At 65.9% G+C, this 16,661-nt stretch carries 18 protein-coding genes, 2 tRNA genes and 1 rRNA gene; 6 read left to right on the plus strand and 15 right to left on the minus strand.

Annotation, left to right across the window (positions count from 1 at the left end):
- Nucleotides 1-3: 3 nt before the first annotated feature.
- The 11 genes from GO999_RS02490 to rpe form a co-directional block, all read right to left on the minus strand.
- Nucleotides 4-285: a hypothetical protein gene (locus tag GO999_RS02490; RefSeq protein WP_069079143.1), complete on the minus strand. Its 282-nt coding sequence runs from the start codon at nucleotides 283-285 to the stop codon at nucleotides 4-6.
- Nucleotides 282-740 (minus strand): DUF2778 domain-containing protein, encoded by a 459-nt coding sequence (locus tag GO999_RS02495; RefSeq protein ID WP_016724714.1) that lies wholly within the window; start codon nucleotides 738-740, stop codon nucleotides 282-284. The genes GO999_RS02490 and GO999_RS02495 overlap by 4 nt, the downstream gene beginning before the upstream one ends.
- Nucleotides 741-832: 92 nt before the next feature.
- Entirely contained in the window at nucleotides 833-1,633 is an 801-nt protein-coding gene (locus tag GO999_RS02500) for a uracil-DNA glycosylase (protein WP_019718863.1), read from the minus strand.
- Nucleotides 1,630-2,301: a CYTH domain-containing protein gene (locus GO999_RS02505; protein WP_019718862.1), complete on the minus strand. Its 672-nt coding sequence runs from the start codon at nucleotides 2,299-2,301 to the stop codon at nucleotides 1,630-1,632. The genes GO999_RS02500 and GO999_RS02505 overlap by 4 nt, the downstream gene beginning before the upstream one ends.
- Before the next feature lie 4 nt (nucleotides 2,302-2,305).
- Nucleotides 2,306-3,109 carry an indole-3-glycerol phosphate synthase TrpC gene (trpC, locus tag GO999_RS02510; RefSeq protein WP_011002791.1) on the minus strand — a complete coding sequence of 268 codons (804 nt, stop codon included), beginning with the start codon at nucleotides 3,107-3,109 and terminating at the stop codon, nucleotides 2,306-2,308.
- A 2-nt stretch (nucleotides 3,110-3,111) separates the two neighbouring features.
- Nucleotides 3,112-4,149: an anthranilate phosphoribosyltransferase gene (gene trpD, locus GO999_RS02515; RefSeq protein ID WP_011002790.1), complete on the minus strand. Its 1,038-nt coding sequence runs from the start codon at nucleotides 4,147-4,149 to the stop codon at nucleotides 3,112-3,114.
- Between the two features lie 18 nt (nucleotides 4,150-4,167).
- Nucleotides 4,168-4,617: a lysozyme inhibitor LprI family protein gene (locus GO999_RS02520; protein ID WP_071092574.1), complete on the minus strand. Its 450-nt coding sequence runs from the start codon at nucleotides 4,615-4,617 to the stop codon at nucleotides 4,168-4,170.
- A complete protein-coding gene (locus GO999_RS02525; protein ID WP_011002788.1) occupies nucleotides 4,617-5,186 on the minus strand; it encodes an anthranilate synthase component II in 570 nt (189 codons plus the stop codon). Before GO999_RS02525 ends, GO999_RS02520 begins: the two co-directional genes overlap by 1 nt.
- A gap of 17 nt (nucleotides 5,187-5,203) precedes the next feature.
- On the minus strand, nucleotides 5,204-6,733 hold the full coding sequence (trpE, locus tag GO999_RS02530) for an anthranilate synthase component I (RefSeq protein ID WP_211906519.1): 1,530 nt from the start codon (nucleotides 6,731-6,733) through the stop codon (nucleotides 5,204-5,206).
- A 378-nt stretch (nucleotides 6,734-7,111) separates the two neighbouring features.
- Nucleotides 7,112-7,852, minus strand: a complete 741-nt coding sequence (locus GO999_RS02535) for a phosphoglycolate phosphatase (RefSeq protein WP_019718860.1) — start codon at nucleotides 7,850-7,852, stop codon at nucleotides 7,112-7,114.
- Nucleotides 7,849-8,577 carry a ribulose-phosphate 3-epimerase gene (gene rpe / locus GO999_RS02540; protein WP_011002785.1) on the minus strand — a complete coding sequence of 243 codons (729 nt, stop codon included), beginning with the start codon at nucleotides 8,575-8,577 and terminating at the stop codon, nucleotides 7,849-7,851. Before rpe ends, GO999_RS02535 begins: the two co-directional genes overlap by 4 nt.
- A 136-nt stretch (nucleotides 8,578-8,713) precedes the next feature.
- On the opposite strand from rpe, the gene apaG reads away from it, so the two are divergent.
- Entirely contained in the window at nucleotides 8,714-9,088 is a 375-nt protein-coding gene (gene apaG / locus GO999_RS02545; protein ID WP_011002784.1) for a Co2+/Mg2+ efflux facilitator ApaG/CorD, read from the plus strand.
- On the opposite strand, the gene GO999_RS02550 is transcribed toward apaG, so the two are convergent.
- A complete protein-coding gene (locus GO999_RS02550) occupies nucleotides 9,089-9,340 on the minus strand; it encodes a hypothetical protein (RefSeq protein ID WP_029240398.1) in 252 nt (83 codons plus the stop codon).
- 72 nt (nucleotides 9,341-9,412) lie between these two features.
- Here GO999_RS02550 and mltA point away from each other — a divergent pair, with 72 nt between their 5' ends.
- The gene (gene mltA, locus GO999_RS02555) at nucleotides 9,413-10,555 is read left to right on the plus strand and encodes a murein transglycosylase A (protein WP_011002782.1); all 1,143 of its coding nucleotides are present in this window, start codon (nucleotides 9,413-9,415) and stop codon (nucleotides 10,553-10,555) included.
- A 3-nt stretch (nucleotides 10,556-10,558) separates the two neighbouring features.
- On the opposite strand, the gene paaK is transcribed toward mltA, so the two are convergent.
- The 3 genes from paaK to paaG all read right to left on the minus strand — a co-directional run bounded on the left by paaK (nucleotide 10,559) and on the right by paaG (nucleotide 13,187).
- A complete protein-coding gene (gene paaK, locus GO999_RS02560) occupies nucleotides 10,559-11,869 on the minus strand; it encodes a phenylacetate--CoA ligase PaaK (RefSeq protein ID WP_111374935.1) in 1,311 nt (436 codons plus the stop codon).
- 65 nt (nucleotides 11,870-11,934) lie between these two features.
- Nucleotides 11,935-12,402, minus strand: a complete 468-nt coding sequence (paaI, locus tag GO999_RS02565; RefSeq protein WP_019718858.1) for a hydroxyphenylacetyl-CoA thioesterase PaaI — start codon at nucleotides 12,400-12,402, stop codon at nucleotides 11,935-11,937.
- Nucleotides 12,399-13,187: a 2-(1,2-epoxy-1,2-dihydrophenyl)acetyl-CoA isomerase PaaG gene (gene paaG, locus GO999_RS02570; RefSeq protein ID WP_011002779.1), complete on the minus strand. Its 789-nt coding sequence runs from the start codon at nucleotides 13,185-13,187 to the stop codon at nucleotides 12,399-12,401. The genes paaI and paaG overlap by 4 nt, the downstream gene beginning before the upstream one ends.
- A gap of 79 nt (nucleotides 13,188-13,266) precedes the next feature.
- Here paaG and GO999_RS02575 point away from each other — a divergent pair, with 79 nt between their 5' ends.
- From GO999_RS02575 to GO999_RS02590, 4 genes are all read left to right on the plus strand, one after another.
- Nucleotides 13,267-14,043 carry an enoyl-CoA hydratase gene (locus GO999_RS02575; RefSeq protein ID WP_019718857.1) on the plus strand — a complete coding sequence of 259 codons (777 nt, stop codon included), beginning with the start codon at nucleotides 13,267-13,269 and terminating at the stop codon, nucleotides 14,041-14,043.
- A 607-nt stretch (nucleotides 14,044-14,650) separates the two neighbouring features.
- Nucleotides 14,651-16,186 (plus strand): 16S ribosomal RNA (locus tag GO999_RS02580).
- A 59-nt stretch (nucleotides 16,187-16,245) separates the two neighbouring features.
- Nucleotides 16,246-16,322: transfer RNA gene (locus GO999_RS02585), tRNA-Ile, on the plus strand.
- 36 nt (nucleotides 16,323-16,358) lie between these two features.
- A tRNA-Ala gene (locus GO999_RS02590) sits at nucleotides 16,359-16,434 on the plus strand.
- Nucleotides 16,435-16,661 lie beyond the last annotated feature (227 nt).

Here is a 16,661-nt window from a genome sequence, read left to right on the forward strand (position 1 = left end):
GTTTCAGCGATGTCGTCGAAGCAGGGCGCGGACTTGGCGCAATGTGGCAAGCAATAGCCAAGTCAACATCGAGACGATGACAAAGGAGACGACCAAGCCAAAAAGGAAATCAACGTCACCGGCTTCCTCGGCATTGGCCGTGCCGGTCATTCTGATGAGCCAATCTCCGAAGACCTCGGGCGGTTTGGGAACGAGGTCCAGATGGGTGCCCCACCAGTCATTTAGAAGCCATGCGCCCACTACCAGCCATGCAGCCAGGAGGCCTGCGCCGAGCGGCGATTTCATTTCACCACCACCTTCCCGTATGCCTGGATGCCCAGGTCGGGGATCGCCACGGGGCGGTGGCAATTGAGTAAAGCCCGCAACCGGTAGAAATCCGCCTGGCTGTGTATCACGATGCAGCCTTGGCTGATGCCTGCGCGACCGCTAGGGTGTAAGCGGAAGCTGCCTCGCTGAACTCGGTTGCAAAAGGTGTAATCATCGATACGGCCATCATCGGCATACAGTGCGAGCCAATCCTGTCGGCCTTTGATTCGGTCCAGCAGGGGACCTAGGCGTCCTCCCGTTTGGCGATCGAGAATGTAATACCTGCCCGGAGGAATGGGGCCCAGGTTCGGGGAACATACGGCACTTCGCCGATTGAGGTGACTTCCTAATCCCGAAAACGCCGGAAACGAGCGCGCCCCGATCTTGAACATGCTTATCGGCTTGTCATTCAGTTCAAACGTACATTCGATCATGTAAGCCCTTCGCTCCGATGGTGAAAGAAAAGTGTCGCTTACATGCTAGGAATGTCGGGAACCGCCTTCCGTCAGGTTGCTTGTCCGCTGCGTCAGTCCGCCTGGGGCCGGAGCCAATCGATCGTCGACTGCCCCTGCGCCGCCAGCCAGTCGTTGGCGGCCCGGAAATGCCCGCACCCCAGGAAGCCGCGATGCGCCGACAGCGGCGACGGATGCGGCGCCTCGAGCACCAGATGCCCTTCCGGCAGCAAGGCGCGCTTGGCCTGGGCGTGGCTGCCCCACAGCATGAACACGCGAGCGTGGCCGACGCGCGCCAGGTGCTCCAGCAGGCAATCCGTGATGCGCTCCCAGCCGCGCCGGGCGTGGCTCGCGGCTTGGCCCTGCTCGACGGTCAGCACTGTGTTGAGCAGCAGCACGCCCTGTTGCGCCCAGCCCTCCAGGTTGCCGGAGCCGGCGGACAGCTTGCGGCCGTATTCCGCCTCGATTTCCTTGTAGATGTTGCGCAGGCTCGGCGGCACGCGCACGCCGGCGGGCACCGAGAACGCCAGCCCGTGCGCCTGCGGCACTTCGCGGCCATCGACCGTGCCGGTGCCGTGGTACGGATCCTGGCCGAGGATGATCACGCGCACCGCGTCGACCGGCGTCAGGTGCAGGGCGTGGAAGACCTCGGTCGGGAAGATCGGCTTGCCGGCCGCGCGTTCGCCGTCGACGAAGGTGCACAAGGCCGGCCAGTCGGTCCGCGCCAGGCAGGGCCCGAGCAGCGCTTTCCAGTCGGCGGGCAACGCATCGAACTGGTCGGCCAGCGGAACGAAGCCACCCGTGGCCGTCGGCGCACCGGCGGGTTCGTCATCGTCGAAGAGCGTGGCCTGGGCCGGGTCGGCGCGGCGCGTCATGCCAGGGCTCCGGTCGCCGTCGCATGCAGCCGGTAGCCGCGCAGGGCCTTGCTGGCGTCGAGCGGCGCGAGGCCCGGCACGGCCGTGCGCAGGGTTTGCGTCCACGCGTGCAGACGCTCGGCGATCGCCGATTCGTCCAGGGTGTTGCCGGCGGCCGGCTTCCATTCCACTTCCAGTTCGTCGATCGCTTCGTGCGCGTCGGTGCCGGGCACGAGGATGGCGCCGGCATCCAGCGCGATCTCGATCTCGCCGCCGTCCGCCGCGGTATGCCACAGCCGGCGCGTGAAATCGGTGCGGAACAGCGGCACCAGGCGGTCGGCATGCGGGCGGACGAAGTCGGCCGCCTCGGCGGCATCCTGCGCGGCGAAGGCCTCGACCGACAGCGCATCGCCGTCCAGCGGCACTTCCCATTCGTGGCGGGCCGACAGGCCGGCGTGCCCACCCTGGCCGCCGTCGCCGGCCGTCTTCAGCGTCTGCAGCCACTGGTTGCCGTGGCGGCGCACGCGCAGGGCCGCGCGGTTGCGCGCCAGTGCCTGCTCGGGCGTGTCGTAGTACACGTTGGCCAGCGCCACGGAGCCGGCCGGCTGCGCATGCGCGTCCAGCCAGCCGGCCAGCGCGTCGTGCGCGCCGGCGGGCACCGCCAGCTTCAGTTCGATCTCGCGGGCCATCGCGTCAGGCGAACAGGCGCGCCAGCTCGGTGCCCGGATCGTCGGCACGCATGAAGGCTTCGCCGACCAGGAAGGCGTTGACGTCGGCCGCGCGCATCTTGCGCACGTCGTCGGGCTTGAGGATGCCCGATTCGGTCACGACGATGCGGTCGTCCGGCATGTGCTTGAGCAGGCCCAGCGTGGTGTCGAGCGTGGTCTCGAAGGTGCGCAGGTTGCGGTTGTTGACGCCCACCAGCGGCGTCGACAGGCGCAGCGCGCGCTCCAGCTCATGACCATCGTGCACTTCCACCAGCACGTCCATGCCGAGCTCGTGCGCGCAGGCTTCCAGCTCGGCCATCAGCCCCTGGTCCAGGGCGGAGACGATCAGCAGGATGCAGTCCGCGCCCCACGAGCGGGCCTCGTACACCTGGTACAGATCGACCATGAAGTCCTTGCGCAGCGCGGGCAGCGCGCAGGCTGCGCGGGCTTCGCGCAGGTAGTCGGCGTGGCCCTGGAAGAACTGTTCGTCGGTCAGCACCGACAGGCAGGCCGCGCCGTGTTCGGCATAGCTGCCGGCGATTTCGGCGGGCTTGAAGTCCGGGCGCAGCACGCCCTTGGACGGCGAGGCCTTCTTGACCTCGGCGATCACGGCCGCCCGGCCCGCGCCGATCTTGTCGCGCAGGGCCTGCGCAAAGCCGCGCGGGCCCAGGGTGCTGTCGTGGCGGTTGGCCTCGGCCTCGGCGCGCACGCTCGGCAGATCGCGGTGCTTGCGCGCCGCGGCCACTTCTTCGGCCTTCACGGCCAGGATTTTCTGCAGGATGTCGGACATGTTCACTTCTTGAATTGATTGGTCACGCGCACCAGCTCGTCCACCTTGGCGCGTGCCGCGCCGGATGCGATCGCCTCGCGCGCCAGCGTGATGCCATCGCCGATCGAGCCGGCCAGGTTGGCCGCATACAGCGCCGCGCCCGCATTGAGCGTCACGATCTCGCGTGGCGTGCCGGGCACGTTCTCCAGAGCGCCGAGCAACATCGCCTTGGATTCCTCTGCGTCGGCCACCTTCAGGCCCCGGTTGGAGACCATCTGCAGGCCGTAGTCTTCCGGATGGATTTCGTACTCGCGCACTTCGCCGTCCTTGAGCTCGCCGACCACCGTGGCGGCGCCCAGCGACACTTCGTCCATCCCGTCTTTACCATAGACCACCACCGCATGCCTGGCACCGAGGCGCTGCATCACGCGCACCTGGATGCCGACCAGGTCCGGATGGAACACGCCCATCAGGATGTTCGGCGCGCCGGCCGGATTGGTCAGCGGCCCCAGGATGTTGAAGAGGGTGCGCACGCCCAGCTCCTTGCGGATCGGCGCGACGTTCTTCATCGCCGGATGGTGATTGGGCGCGAACATGAAGCCGATGCCCACCGCCTCGATGCTTTGCGCCACCTGCTCGGGCGTCAGCATGATGTTGACGCCCAGCGCCTCCAGCACGTCGGCGCTGCCCGACTTGGAGCTCACGCCGCGCCCGCCGTGCTTGGCGATGCGCGCGCCGGCCGCGGCGGCCACGAACATCGACGCGGTGGAGATATTGAAGGTGTTGGCGCCGTCGCCGCCGGTGCCGACGATGTCGACAAAGTGATCCAGGATCGCCGCCGGCACGTCCACCGTGGTGGCGAATTCGCGCATCACGGTGGCCGCGGCAGCGATTTCGCCGATCGTCTCTTTCTTGACGCGCAGCCCCATGATGAGCGCCGAGGCGATCACCGGCGACATCTCGCCGCGCATGATCAGCCGCATCAGGTGCAGCATTTCGTCGTGGAAGATCTCGCGATGCTCGATGCAGCGGGTCAGCGCGTCCTGCGGAGAAATGGTCATGATGGTCGTGGGATTCGGTTACGGTTTTACCGGTGCCGCCGCCGGGTTGGGCGCCGGGGTTGCCGGGTACGTGGCCTCGCGCAGGGCGCCGATGCGCTCGCGGGAGAGGTCGGCATCGCACGCGGCTTCGGCCAGGTCGGCATCGGGGGTGTTGCGGGCCAGGCGGCGGGCCAGGTCGCATTCGGCCTGCCGGTACAGCTGGTGGGCGCGCACGGTGCGGTCGAAGGCCATCGCGGCGCCGCGGTCGATGGCGGCATCACGCGCGGCGATACGCGCGCGCAGCGCGTTGCGGCGCGCCGATTCGGCCGCCGCCAACTCCGCCTGCGCCGACTTGCGCGCAGCCTGCACGCAGCGGGCTGCGCCGCCGGCTTCGGGCGGGGCGGTACGGCAGGCCTCCAGCGTGCCGGCCAGCGCGATCGGCGCGGCCAGCACGGCCAGCGCCGCCGCCACGCACGCGCGGGCGCGCATCAGGCGCGTTCCTTCAGGAAATTGGCCAGCAGGGCGTGGCCGTGCTCCGACAGGATCGATTCGGGGTGGAACTGCACGCCTTCGACCGGCAGCGTCTTGTGGCGCACGCCCATGATCTCGCCGTCTTCGGTCCAGGCGGTCACCTCCAGGCAGTCGGGCAGCGTCTCGCGCTCGATCGCCAGCGAGTGATAGCGCGTCACCTTGAAATGGCGCGGCAGGTTGGCGAACACGCCGGCGCCGGTGTTCTCGATGGTGCTGACCTTGCCGTGCATCACCTTCTGCGCGCGGATCACGCGGCCACCGAACGCATCGCCGATGGCCTGATGCCCCAGGCACACGCCCAGGATGGGAATGCGCCCCGCAAAGTGCTCCAGCACCGGTAGGCAAATGCCGGCTTCCTTGGGCGTGCACGGCCCGGGCGAGAGGCAGATGCGCTCCGGGTTCAATTGCTCGATCGCCTCGATCGTGATCTCATCGTTGCGAACCGTGCGCACGTCCTGGCCGAGCTCGCCGAAGTACTGGACGATGTTGTAGGTGAAGGAGTCGTAGTTGTCGATCATCAGCAGCATGTTGGGCTCCTTGCCTGTCAGAAATCGGCGTCCAGGCCGTCCTGGACCTGCTCGGCGGCGCGCAGCACGGCGCGCGCCTTGTGTTCGGTCTCGCGCCATTCGGCATCCGGGTCGGAATCGGCCACCACGCCGGCGGCGGCCTGCACGTACAGGTTGCCGTCCTTGATGATGCCGGTGCGGATGGCGATCGCCAGGTCCATCTCGCCCGAGAACGACAGGTAGCCCACCGCGCCGCCGTAGATGCCGCGCTTGACCGGCTCCAGCTCGTCGATGATCTCCATCGCCCGCACCTTGGGCGCGCCCGACAGCGTGCCTGCGGGGAAGGTGGCGCGCAGCACGTCCATATTGGTCATGCCGGGCTTCAGGCGCCCCTCGACCGAGCTGACGATGTGCTGCACGTGCGAATACTTCTCGATGACCATCTGGTCGGTCACCTTGACCGAGCCGATCTCGGCGATGCGGCCGATGTCATTGCGCGCCAGGTCGATCAGCATGACGTGCTCGGCGATCTCCTTCGGGTCGTTGAGCAGCTCGGTGGCCAGTTCCGCGTCGCGCTCGGGCGTGCTGCCGCGCGGGCGGGTGCCCGCCAGCGGGCGGATCGTCACGATGCGGGCGGATTCCTCCGCGCCGTTGCCGTTCGCGCCGGCCGGCACGCGGCGCTCTTCCTGGCGCACCAGGATCTCCGGCGAGGCCCCGACGATCTGCATGTCGCCGAAGTTGTAGAAGTACATATAGGGCGACGGGTTCAGCGAGCGCAGCGCGCGGTACAGCGACAGCGGCGCGTCGCGGAACGGCTTGACCAGGCGCTGGCCGACCTGCACCTGCATCATATCGCCCGCCGCGATGTACTCCTTGGCCTTGAGCACCGCGGTGATGTAGTCCGCCTTGTCGAATTCCCGCACGATGTCCGTGCGCACCGACGGCGAGGTCACCGGCACGTCCACCGGATGCCGCAGCTTGGCGCGCAGCTCGCGCAGGCGCTGCCTGGCGCGCGGATAGGCCTCGGGCTTGGACGGATCGGCATAGACGATCAGGTAGAGCTTGCCCGACAGGTTGTCGATCACGGCCAGCTCTTCGCACAGCATCAGCTGGATGTCGGGCAACTGCAGGTCATCGGGCGGCGCGGTGTCGGTCAGGCGCGGCTCGATGTAGCGCACGGCGTCGTAGCCGAAATAGCCGGCCAGGCCGCCGCAGAACCGCGGCAGGCCCGGGCGCAGCGCGATCTTGTGGCGTTGCTCGAAGGCGGCGATGAATTCCAGCGGATTGCCGTCATGCGTTTCGACCACCTGGCCGTCGGTGACGACCTCGGTGCGGTGGCCGGTGGTGCGCAGCAGCGTGCGCGCATGCAGGCCGATGAAGGAATAGCGCCCGAAGCGCTCGCCGCCCACCACGGATTCCAGCAGGAAGGTGTGCGTGCCGCGGTCGTGCGATTGCGCCAGCTTCAGGTACAGCGAGAGCGGCGTCTCCAGGTCGGCCAGCGCCTCGGTGATCAGCGGGATGCGGTTGTAGCCCTGGTCGGCCAGCGATTTGAATTCGAGTTCGGTCATGAGCGGTCAGGTCGGTTCGCCGGACGGGCGGAAAGCCACGGCCGGCATGCGTTTCGCTCCACGGCAAGCGCGGTTGCGCCGACGGAACGTTAGCAGAACATCAGGGGTGGGAACGCGACAGCGGTGCGAAAACCGTGCGATTCCGCGAAGGTCATCCGCGAATGGCGGTCAACCGGCGGGCGGTCAGCGTTTGGGGGCAGGAGAAGCAGGTGGCTCAGGCTGGCGCACCGGGGGTGCGCCGGATGCCGGAAACCGGAATGGAACGATCAGCAGCCGTGCAAACGCTTACGCCCGGGCGAGGGCATGCCAGCGTCGCCAGGGCCAGGCCCCCCGGTCACTACCAGCGAAGATGCGTTTGCGGTTCAGGAACATGGATCGTCAGTTGGAGGCGGCAGACATGGCGCGGTGCATGGTGTGGCCCGATGTGGCATGGGGCCGGATCAGTTGCGCTGCCGCAAAAAGCGAATCGACTATAGCATCGGCTCCCGCCGCTTGTACAGGCTGGCCATGGTTGTAGCCGTATGGCACCGCCAGCACGCGCATGCCGGCAGCGCGGGCGGCGCGGGCATCGTTCTCCGAATCGCCGATGGCGACGATGTCTGCCGGGCTCACGCCGAAGGCCTCCGCCACGCGCAGCATGGGGTACGGATCGGGCTTGCGATAGGGGAAGGCGTCGCCCGGATAAACGAGGTCGAAACAGGGGGCCAGGCCCAACTGCGCCAGCAGCGGCTGGGTGAAATCGTGCGGCTTGTTGGTCACGCAGGCCAGCGCGAGGCCCATGCCGCGCAGCGCGTCCAGGCCCTCGCGCACGCCGTCGTAGACGCGCGCGTACCGGCCGTTGATGGCGAGGTAGGCGCGCTGATAGGCGTCGAGCGCTTCAGCGAAGCGGCTGTTGGCCTGGGCCGGCGGCAGGCGCGCGTCGAGCACGCGGCGCACCAGGTTTTCCGAACCCTTGCCCACATACCCGACGATCTCCTGCGCCGGCATGTCCGGCGCGGCGCCCAGCGTCTCCAGCATCGCGTTGATGGCGGCGTGGAAGTCGCCCGCCGTGTCCACCATCGTCCCGTCCAGGTCGATGATGACGACGCGCACGGGCCCGGCCGGCAGCGCGCCCGTCATGCCGTGATGCCCTCGAGCGCGCTGCGCAGCGCACCCACCGTGCCGCGATAGCCGCCGTCCGCATCCGGCTTGCCGAACACGGCCGAGCCGGCGACGAAGGTGTCGGCACCCGCGCGGGCGATCTCGGCGATGTTGTCGGCCTTCACCCCGCCGTCGATTTCCAGCAGGATCCGGCGGCCGGTCCTGTCCGCGTAGGCATCCAGCTTCTGGCGCACCGCGCGCAGCTTGGTGAGCGCCTCCGGAATGAACGACTGCCCGCCGAAGCCCGGGTTGACCGACATGATCAGCACCATGTCCAGGCGATCCATCACGTGGTCCAGGTAGTGCAGCGGCGTGGCCGGGTTGAACACCAGGCCGGCCTTGCAGCCCTGGTCGCGGATCAGCGCCAGCGACCGGTCGATGTGCTCGGACGCCTCCGGATGGAAGGTGATCAGATCGGCGCCGGCCTTGGCGAAGTCGGGGATGATGCGGTCGACCGGGCGCACCATCAGGTGCACATCGATCGGCACCGGCTTGCCGTCGCGCTGGGCGTGCGGGCGGATCGCCTCGCAGACCAGCGGGCCGACCGTCAGGTTCGGCACGTAGTGGTTGTCCATCACATCGAAGTGGATCCAGTCGGCGCCGCCCTCGATCACGCGGCGTACCTCCTCGCCCAGGCGGGCAAAATCGGCTGACAGGATGGACGGGGCGATGCGGAAACCGGACGGATCGATGGCTGCAGGCATGATGGGGACCAGAAAAAGGCGCGCAGATGCGCGAAGAAGGGCGCTATTTTAGCCGGATCGGCGGTCCGGCCGCCGCGCCTTGCCGGGCACTGCGGCCTTGCCGCACAATGGGCGCCACTTGCCACCGTGGATCGTTATGTCCCGCTACGAACTCACCGTCCAGGTCCGGACGCGCTACCTGCCTGAGCAATCCGAGCCCTCGCAGGACCAGTACGCCTTTGCCTACACCATCACCATCCGCAATACGGGCGAGGTACCGAGCCAGCTGGTCTCGCGGCACTGGGTCATCACCGACGCGGAGAGCCACGTGCAGGAGGTCGCCGGCCTCGGCGTGGTCGGCCACCAGCCGCTGCTGCCGCCGGGCGAATCGTTCGAGTACACCAGCTGGGCGACCATCAAGACGCCGGTGGGCACCATGCGCGGCGAATACTTCTGCGTGGCCGAGGACGGCCATCGCTTCGAGGCGCCGATTCCCGAGTTTGCGCTGGCGATGCCGCGCATGCTGCATTGATCAGGGGGCGTCAGCCTTGGGCGGCTGTGACGCTTTCGGCGCCGTGCCGGTCGACCCGGAGCCCTCGGCGCGCGGCGCTTCCTGGGTGCCCTCGCCCTGGCGCGACGGATGGCTGGGTGGGGCACGCAGCGGGCGCGGGTGCTTCTTGGCGCCCGACATCGTCCAGATGACGATGAAGATCAGCAGGAACAGCGCCACGCCGGCCTCCAGGCCGAACAGCATCATCGGATGGTTTTCGAAGAATTGGCTCATGATCGACGGCGGAAAGCGCGGTGCAGGCATTGTAGCCAAGCGCACCGGCCGGCCGCAGGGGATGGAACACGCATGACAGCAACAACCTTGGACGCCTCGACTCGAGCGCACACCGTCCACCGGCGCGGATGGGCCGGCCTGTCCGCCGCACTGGTCGCCGTCCTGCTGGCGGCCTGCACCAGCGGCCCGCCGCCACGCCTGGAAGCGCCGCAGGCGCCGACCGCCACGCTGGGCGGCGGCCTGCAGCCCGCCACCTGGGCCGACGTGGCCGGCTGGACCACCGACGATCTCGCCTCCGCCTGGCCCGCGCTGCAATCGAACTGCCTGGCGATGAAGCGTCGCGCCGACTGGGCACGCGTCTGCGCCGCCGGCCTGATGGTCGACGCCGGCGATCCGATCGCCATGCGCACGTTCTTCGAAGACAACTTCACGCCCTACCGCGTGGTCAAGGACGACGGTACCGACAGCGGCCTGATCACCGGCTACTACGAGCCATTGCTGCGCGGCTCGCGCACGCGTCACGGCGTGTACCAGACCCCGCTGTACCGCATGCCCGCCGCCTGGCGCGGCAAGACCCTGCCGGCGCGCGTCCAACTGATCCGCAGCCCCGCGCTGGCGGGCAACGAGGTCGTCTGGGTGGACGATCCCGTCGAAGCGGCCTTCCTGCAGATCCAGGGCTCAGGCCAGGTCCAGCTGGAAGAGGGCGGCATCATGCGCCTGGGCGTGGGCGGCACCAACAACCAGCCGTTCCGCTCGTTCGCGCGCTGGCTGCTCGACCAGGGCGAAATCACCCCGGTGCAGGCCACCATGCAGGGCATCAAGGCATGGGCACGCGCCAACCCCGGCCGCGTCGACGAGATGCTCAACATCAACCCGCGCTACGTGTTCTTCAACGAGAACCCGGGCAACAGCGACGGTCCGATCGGCAAGCTGGGCGTGCCGCTCACGGCCGAGCGCTCGATCGCGGTGGACCCGGGCTACATCCCGCTCGGCGCGCCGGTGTTCCTGTCGACCACCAAACCGCTGTCGACCGAGCCCATCCAGAAGCTGGTCTTCGCGCAGGACGTGGGCTCGGCCATCCGTGGCGCCGTGCGCGCCGACTACTACTTCGGCCACGGCGACGCGGCAGGCGACCTGGCCGGCCGCATGAAGCAGGCCGGCCGGCTGTGGGTGCTGGTGCCGAAGGGCAGCCCCGTCGGCGTGGCCTCGCGCTAGCGGCTACGGCTGGCCGCGCCGCAGATCCACCACGCGGCGCGCCTTCCCGACCGAGCGCTCGACCCCGCCGACGGCCAGCAGCTCGATCGCCGCAGTCACGCCGATCATCGCCTTGATGTCGTGCGCCAGCTGTCCGCCGGCTGCGTCCGCCACCTCGGCCGGCGTCCCGAGCGCCGCCTCCACCCGCACCGTCAGCGTATCGAGCGGGCCTTCCTTGGCGAGCACGCACTGGTAGTGCGGCGACAGCGCCGCGTGCTTCAGGATCAGTTCCTCGATCTGCGACGGGAACACATTCACGCCCCGCACGATCATCATGTCGTCGCAGCGGCCCGTGATCTTCTCCATGCGGCGGAAAGCCGGCCGCGCCGTGCCCGGCAGCAGGCGCGTCAGGTCGCGCGTGCGGTAGCGGACCACCGGCATCGCCTCCTTGGTGAGCGACGTGAAGACCAGCTCGCCGAACGCGCCGTCGGGCAGCACGGCGCCGGTTTCCGGGTCGATGATCTCCGGGTAGAAGTGGTCTTCCCAGATCGTCGGGCCGTCCTTGGTCTCGGCGCATTCGCTGGCCACGCCCGGGCCCATCACCTCCGACAGGCCGTAGATGTCCACCGCCGACAGCCCCATGCGAGCCTCGATCACCGTGCGCATCTCGGGCGTCCACGGCTCCGCGCCGAAGATGCCGATTCGCAGGCTGGACTGGGCCGGGTCCAGCCCCTGGCGTACGAATTCGTCGGCGATGGCCAGCATGTAGCTGGGCGTCACCATGATGATCTGCGGCTGGAAATCGCGGATCAGTTGCACCTGCCGCTCCGTCTGCCCGCCGCCGAACGGAATCACCGTCAGCCCCGCGCGCTCCGCGCCGTAATGCGCGCCCAGGCCGCCGGTGAAGAGCCCGTAGCCGTAGCTGACGTGAACCTTGTCGCCGCGCCGCGCCGCCGCCGCGCGGATCGAGCGCGCCACCAGCCCTGCCCAGGTGTCGATATCGGCCAGCGTATAGCCCACCACCGTCGGCTTGCCGGTCGTTCCCGACGACGCATGGATGCGCGCGATGCGCTCCTGCGGCACGGCGAACATGCCGAACGGATAGTTCTCCCGCAGATCCGCCTTGGTGGTGAACGGAAATCTCGCCAGGTCGCCAAGCGCGCGCAGGTCCGACGGATGCACGCCCGCCGCATCGAACTTGGCGCGGTACGCCGGCACGTTCGCGTACGCATGGGCAAGGCTGTGCCGGAGCCGCTCCAGCTGCAGCGCCTGGACGGCATCGCGGCTGGCGGTTTCGATCGGATCGAGCGGCAGGTCGGTCAAGCGGGGGCGCATGCAGGTCTCCTTGGGCACCATCGGGCGGGCCCATGTCGTGGCAACTCTGTATATATAGGAGGGGATCAGCGGTCGCCGCTGTCCGGAACGGGGATGACGTGGCCTCGGATCTGCGCCGATTTCCCCCGGAACATGGCGACGACCTCGCCGGCCTGGTTGGTCACGCGCACGTCGTAGATCCCGTGGCGGCCGGACAGGGTTTGCTCCTCGGCTGCGGCAGTCAGCACGTCGCCGTCGTGCGCCGGCCGCAGGAATTCGACGCTGCAGCCCGCCGCGACCGTGTTGTGGTTGTGGCTGTTGCAGGCAAACGCGAAGGCCGAATCGGCCAGCGTGAAAATCAGCCCGCCATGGCAGGTGCGGTGCCCGTTGAGGAATTCGGGCCGCACCGCCATGGCCAGGCGCGCGTAGCCGGGGCCGACCGCTTCCACGCGCATGCCGAGCCAGCGGGAGCAGGCATCGGCGTCGAGCATGCTTCGGCAGGCGGCTTCGGCCAGCGCCTGCGCGTCGGGGAAGGCGGTTTCGGCCACGGTCATTCGCCGGTGAAGTGGGCCACGCGCTTGTGGAGGAACGCATCGACCCCCTCGGCGTAGTCACGCGAATGGCCGAGCTCGCGCTGAAGGTCGCGCTCCAGGTCGAGCTGGGCGTCGAGCGACTGCGTGGGCGCCGCATGCATGGCGCGCTTGATGGCGGCCAGCGCGCGAGTGGGCTGCTTGGACAGGTGGTCGGCCATCGCCTGCACCTCGGTCATCAGGATCTTGGCATCGTGATAGACGCCCCAGATCAGCCCCCAGGCCAGCGCGGTCCTGGCGTCGAGCTTCTCGCCCAGCATCGCCAGCCCCATTGCCCGCGCCACGCCGATGCGCTGCGGCATGAACCACGTGCCGCCCGAGTCCGGCAGCAACCCGATCTTGACGAAGGCTTGCAGGAAGCAGGCGTTTTCCGCGGCCAGCACGATGTCGCAGGCCAGCGCCAGGTTGGCACCCGCGCCGGCCGCCACGCCGTTGACCGCGGCAATCACAGGTAGCGGCAGGGCGCGCAGTCGGCGCACCAGCGGGTTGAACTGCTGGTCGATGAGCGTACCCAGGTCCGTCATCTGCCCGGGTGTCACATTGAGCTCGGAGAGATCCTGCCCCGCGCAGAAGCCACGCCCGGCGCCGGTCAGGATCAGTGCGCGAGCCCGCTGCCGCTCCACCTTGTCCAAGGCCTCGCGCAGTTCCCGGTGCATGCCGGCGGTGAAGCTGTTGAGCTGGTCGGGACGGTTCAGCGTGATGGTGGCCACGCGATCATGCCAGTCGAGCAGAATGGTCGGGCTGGTCATCTTGTCTCCTCCTCGGTCGCAGGTTGATTAACCGACCGGTTGGTCGGCTAATATTACATCGATTCCAACTGGAGTTCCCATGTCCTACCAACACATTCTGGTCGAAACGCGCGGTCGTGTCGGCCTTGTCACGCTCAACCGCCCCAAGGCGCTCAACGCGCTCAACGATGCGCTGATGGACGAACTCGGCGCCGCGCTGCTCGCCTTCGATGCCGACGAGGGCATCGGCGCCATGATCATCACCGGTAGCGACAAGGCGTTTGCAGCTGGTGCGGACATCGGCGCCATGGCCGACTACGACTTCGCCACCGTCTATAAGAATGAATACATCACGCGCAACTGGGAAACCATCCGGCGCATCCGCAAGCCGGTGATCGCCGCCGTGGCGGGCTACGCGCTGGGCGGCGGCTGCGAGTTGGCGATGATGTGCGACATCATCCTGGCGGCGGACACCGCCAGGTTCGGCCAGCCGGAGATCAAACTCGGCACCATGCCGGGCGCGGGCGGCACCCAGCGCCTGCCACGCGCCGTCTCCAAGGCCAAGGCCATGGACCTCTGCCTGACCGCGCGCATGATGGGCGCCGATGAAGCTGAGCGCGCCGGCTTGGTTTCACGCGTTATCCCCGCCGACAAGCTCCTGGATGAAGCCTTGGCGGCCGCCGAGACCATCGCCGGCTTCTCCCTGCCGACCGCCATGATGATCAAGGAGTCGATCAATGCGGCATACGAAACCACGCTGAGCGAAGGCGTGCACCTGGAGCGCCGCCTGTTCCACGCCACATTTGCCACGGAAGACCAGAAAGAGGGCATGCACGCTTTCCTGGGGAAGCGGCAACCTGCTTTCAAACACCGCTAACAAGTGTCGGAGCGGACGCTTCCGAATGTCCGAGTCCCTGACTCAAGTATATCTGGAGCCACTTCTCCCTGATTTCTGCCTGTAAACGTAGGCGGGCATTGGGTTTGTAGGCAATCCCGGTGAGCCGTCATTCGCTCGTCACAACAAAGGTGTTGCCAAGTCGGGGAAAGGTCTCTAGTATTCGCCCCTCGCTGCACGACGCAGCGCTGAAGCGAAAGCGAAAGCGCAGGGGTCGAGGCGGTGGAGAAGCAGTAATGATGCGGGTTTCTGGTCGGCGAGGTGGTAGGAGCCGATAGGAGTTCGAGGCGGTTGGCAGCGAGTTGACGGATAAAAAATCTTCGACAAGTTGTTGACGGCGGCGAAAAAGCTCTGCATAATCTCGTTTCTCTGCTGCAGACAACGCAGCGACGCGATGAACAAAGTTGATCGCGCAGTTCTTTAACAAACAAACAGCCGATAAGTGTGGGCGCTTGATGACGGATGCGGCGGACGCGAGTTCGCTAGCTTACAAGTTATGAAGTGCTCGCACAGAAGTAAGGTTTGAACGAGAGTTCAAGTCAGATTCTGAGAGTGAGCGACCGCTCGTAAAGAGCGAAAACAGCAGATTGAACTGAAGAGTTTGATCCTGGCTCAGATTGAACGCTGGCGGCATGCCTTACACATGCAAGTCGAACGGCAGCGGGGGTAGCTTGCTACCTGCCGGCGAGTGGCGAACGGGTGAGTAATACATCGGAACGTGCCCTGTAGTGGGGGATAACTAGTCGAAAGACTAGCTAATACCGCATACGACCTGAGGGTGAAAGTGGGGGACCGCAAGGCCTCATGCTATAGGAGCGGCCGATGTCTGATTAGCTAGTTGGTGGGGTAAAGGCCCACCAAGGCGACGATCAGTAGCTGGTCTGAGAGGACGATCAGCCACACTGGGACTGAGACACGGCCCAGACTCCTACGGGAGGCAGCAGTGGGGAATTTTGGACAATGGGGGCAACCCTGATCCAGCAATGCCGCGTGTGTGAAGAAGGCCTTCGGGTTGTAAAGCACTTTTGTCCGGAAAGAAATCGCACTGGTTAATACCTGGTGTGGATGACGGTACCGGAAGAATAAGGACCGGCTAACTACGTGCCAGCAGCCGCGGTAATACGTAGGGTCCAAGCGTTAATCGGAATTACTGGGCGTAAAGCGTGCGCAGGCGGTTGTGCAAGACCGATGTGAAATCCCCGGGCTTAACCTGGGAATTGCATTGGTGACTGCACGGCTAGAGTGTGTCAGAGGGAGGTAGAATTCCACGTGTAGCAGTGAAATGCGTAGAGATGTGGAGGAATACCGATGGCGAAGGCAGCCTCCTGGGATAACACTGACGCTCATGCACGAAAGCGTGGGGAGCAAACAGGATTAGATACCCTGGTAGTCCACGCCCTAAACGATGTCAACTAGTTGTTGGGGATTCATTTCCTTAGTAACGTAGCTAACGCGTGAAGTTGACCGCCTGGGGAGTACGGTCGCAAGATTAAAACTCAAAGGAATTGACGGGGACCCGCACAAGCGGTGGATGATGTGGATTAATTCGATGCAACGCGAAAAACCTTACCTACCCTTGACATGCCACTAACGAAGCAGAGATGCATTAGGTGCTCGAAAGAGAAAGTGGACACAGGTGCTGCATGGCTGTCGTCAGCTCGTGTCGTGAGATGTTGGGTTAAGTCCCGCAACGAGCGCAACCCTTGTCTCTAGTTGCTACGAAAGGGCACTCTAGAGAGACTGCCGGTGACAAACCGGAGGAAGGTGGGGATGACGTCAAGTCCTCATGGCCCTTATGGGTAGGGCTTCACACGTCATACAATGGTGCATACAGAGGGTTGCCAAGCCGCGAGGTGGAGCTAATCCCAGAAAATGCATCGTAGTCCGGATCGTAGTCTGCAACTCGACTACGTGAAGCTGGAATCGCTAGTAATCGCGGATCAGCATGCCGCGGTGAATACGTTCCCGGGTCTTGTACACACCGCCCGTCACACCATGGGAGTGGGCTTTACCAGAAGTAGTTAGCCTAACCGCAAGGAGGGCGATTACCACGGTAGGGTTCATGACTGGGGTGAAGTCGTAACAAGGTAGCCGTATCGGAAGGTGCGGCTGGATCACCTCCTTTAAGAGCGTGCATCCTAGTTAGGCGTCCACACTTATCGGTTTGTTTGATGTTACAGCCAAGGGTCTGTAGCTCAGGTGGTTAGAGCACCGTCTTGATAAGGCGGGGGTCGTAGGTTCAAGTCCTACCAGACCCACCAAGTTACGGGCGGCGGAGAGCGATCTTGCCGTGAACTGGGGGATTAGCTCAGCTGGGAGAGCACCTGCTTTGCAAGCAGGGGGTCGTCGGTTCGATCCCGTCATCCTCCACCAACACCTTGTGGTAGCCAAACGCAAGCATCGAGAGATCGGTGTTTGCGTTTGGCATTGCCAAGACGAGTAGTAACTCGGCTGTTCTTTAACAATATGGAATGTAGTAAAGGTGTCGCGGCGCGTTGATGAGGCGCGCAATTTAAACGCGACACTGGGTTGTGATTGTATCAACCAGTATTACGAGTGATCGAAAGACCGCTTTGAATACGGCACAACGCGAGAACTCA

The sequence above is a fragment of the Ralstonia nicotianae genome (genome assembly GCF_018243235.1).
GTDB classification, from domain to species: Bacteria; Pseudomonadota; Gammaproteobacteria; order Burkholderiales; family Burkholderiaceae; genus Ralstonia; species Ralstonia nicotianae.

Excerpts from the sequence above, each read along its gene's own strand:
- paaK (WP_111374935.1), bottom strand. The coding sequence starts at position 11,869 with ATGCGCCCCCGCTTGACCGACCTGCCGCTCGATCCGATCGAAACCGCC.
- mltA (WP_011002782.1), top strand. The coding sequence starts at position 9,413 with ATGACAGCAACAACCTTGGACGCCTCGACTCGAGCGCACACCGTCCAC.
- GO999_RS02575 (WP_019718857.1), top strand. The coding sequence starts at position 13,267 with ATGTCCTACCAACACATTCTGGTCGAAACGCGCGGTCGTGTCGGCCTT.
- GO999_RS02550 (WP_029240398.1), bottom strand. The coding sequence starts at position 9,340 with ATGAGCCAATTCTTCGAAAACCATCCGATGATGCTGTTCGGCCTGGAG.
- GO999_RS02525 (WP_011002788.1), bottom strand. The coding sequence starts at position 5,186 with ATGCTGCTGATGATCGACAACTACGACTCCTTCACCTACAACATCGTC.
- GO999_RS02495 (WP_016724714.1), bottom strand. The coding sequence starts at position 740 with ATGATCGAATGTACGTTTGAACTGAATGACAAGCCGATAAGCATGTTC.
- paaG (WP_011002779.1), bottom strand. The coding sequence starts at position 13,187 with ATGACCAGCCCGACCATTCTGCTCGACTGGCATGATCGCGTGGCCACC.
- rpe (WP_011002785.1), bottom strand. The coding sequence starts at position 8,577 with ATGCCTGCAGCCATCGATCCGTCCGGTTTCCGCATCGCCCCGTCCATC.
- GO999_RS02500 (WP_019718863.1), bottom strand. The coding sequence starts at position 1,633 with ATGACGCGCCGCGCCGACCCGGCCCAGGCCACGCTCTTCGACGATGAC.
- trpC (WP_011002791.1), bottom strand. The coding sequence starts at position 3,109 with ATGTCCGACATCCTGCAGAAAATCCTGGCCGTGAAGGCCGAAGAAGTG.
- GO999_RS02535 (WP_019718860.1), bottom strand. The coding sequence starts at position 7,852 with ATGACGGGCGCGCTGCCGGCCGGGCCCGTGCGCGTCGTCATCATCGAC.
- GO999_RS02505 (WP_019718862.1), bottom strand. The coding sequence starts at position 2,301 with ATGGCCCGCGAGATCGAACTGAAGCTGGCGGTGCCCGCCGGCGCGCAC.
- trpE (WP_211906519.1), bottom strand. The coding sequence starts at position 6,733 with ATGACCGAACTCGAATTCAAATCGCTGGCCGACCAGGGCTACAACCGC.
- paaI (WP_019718858.1), bottom strand. The coding sequence starts at position 12,402 with ATGACCGTGGCCGAAACCGCCTTCCCCGACGCGCAGGCGCTGGCCGAA.
- trpD (WP_011002790.1), bottom strand. The coding sequence starts at position 4,149 with ATGACCATTTCTCCGCAGGACGCGCTGACCCGCTGCATCGAGCATCGC.
- GO999_RS02520 (WP_071092574.1), bottom strand. The coding sequence starts at position 4,617 with ATGCGCGCCCGCGCGTGCGTGGCGGCGGCGCTGGCCGTGCTGGCCGCG.
- apaG (WP_011002784.1), top strand. The coding sequence starts at position 8,714 with ATGTCCCGCTACGAACTCACCGTCCAGGTCCGGACGCGCTACCTGCCT.
- GO999_RS02490 (WP_069079143.1), bottom strand. The coding sequence starts at position 285 with ATGAAATCGCCGCTCGGCGCAGGCCTCCTGGCTGCATGGCTGGTAGTG.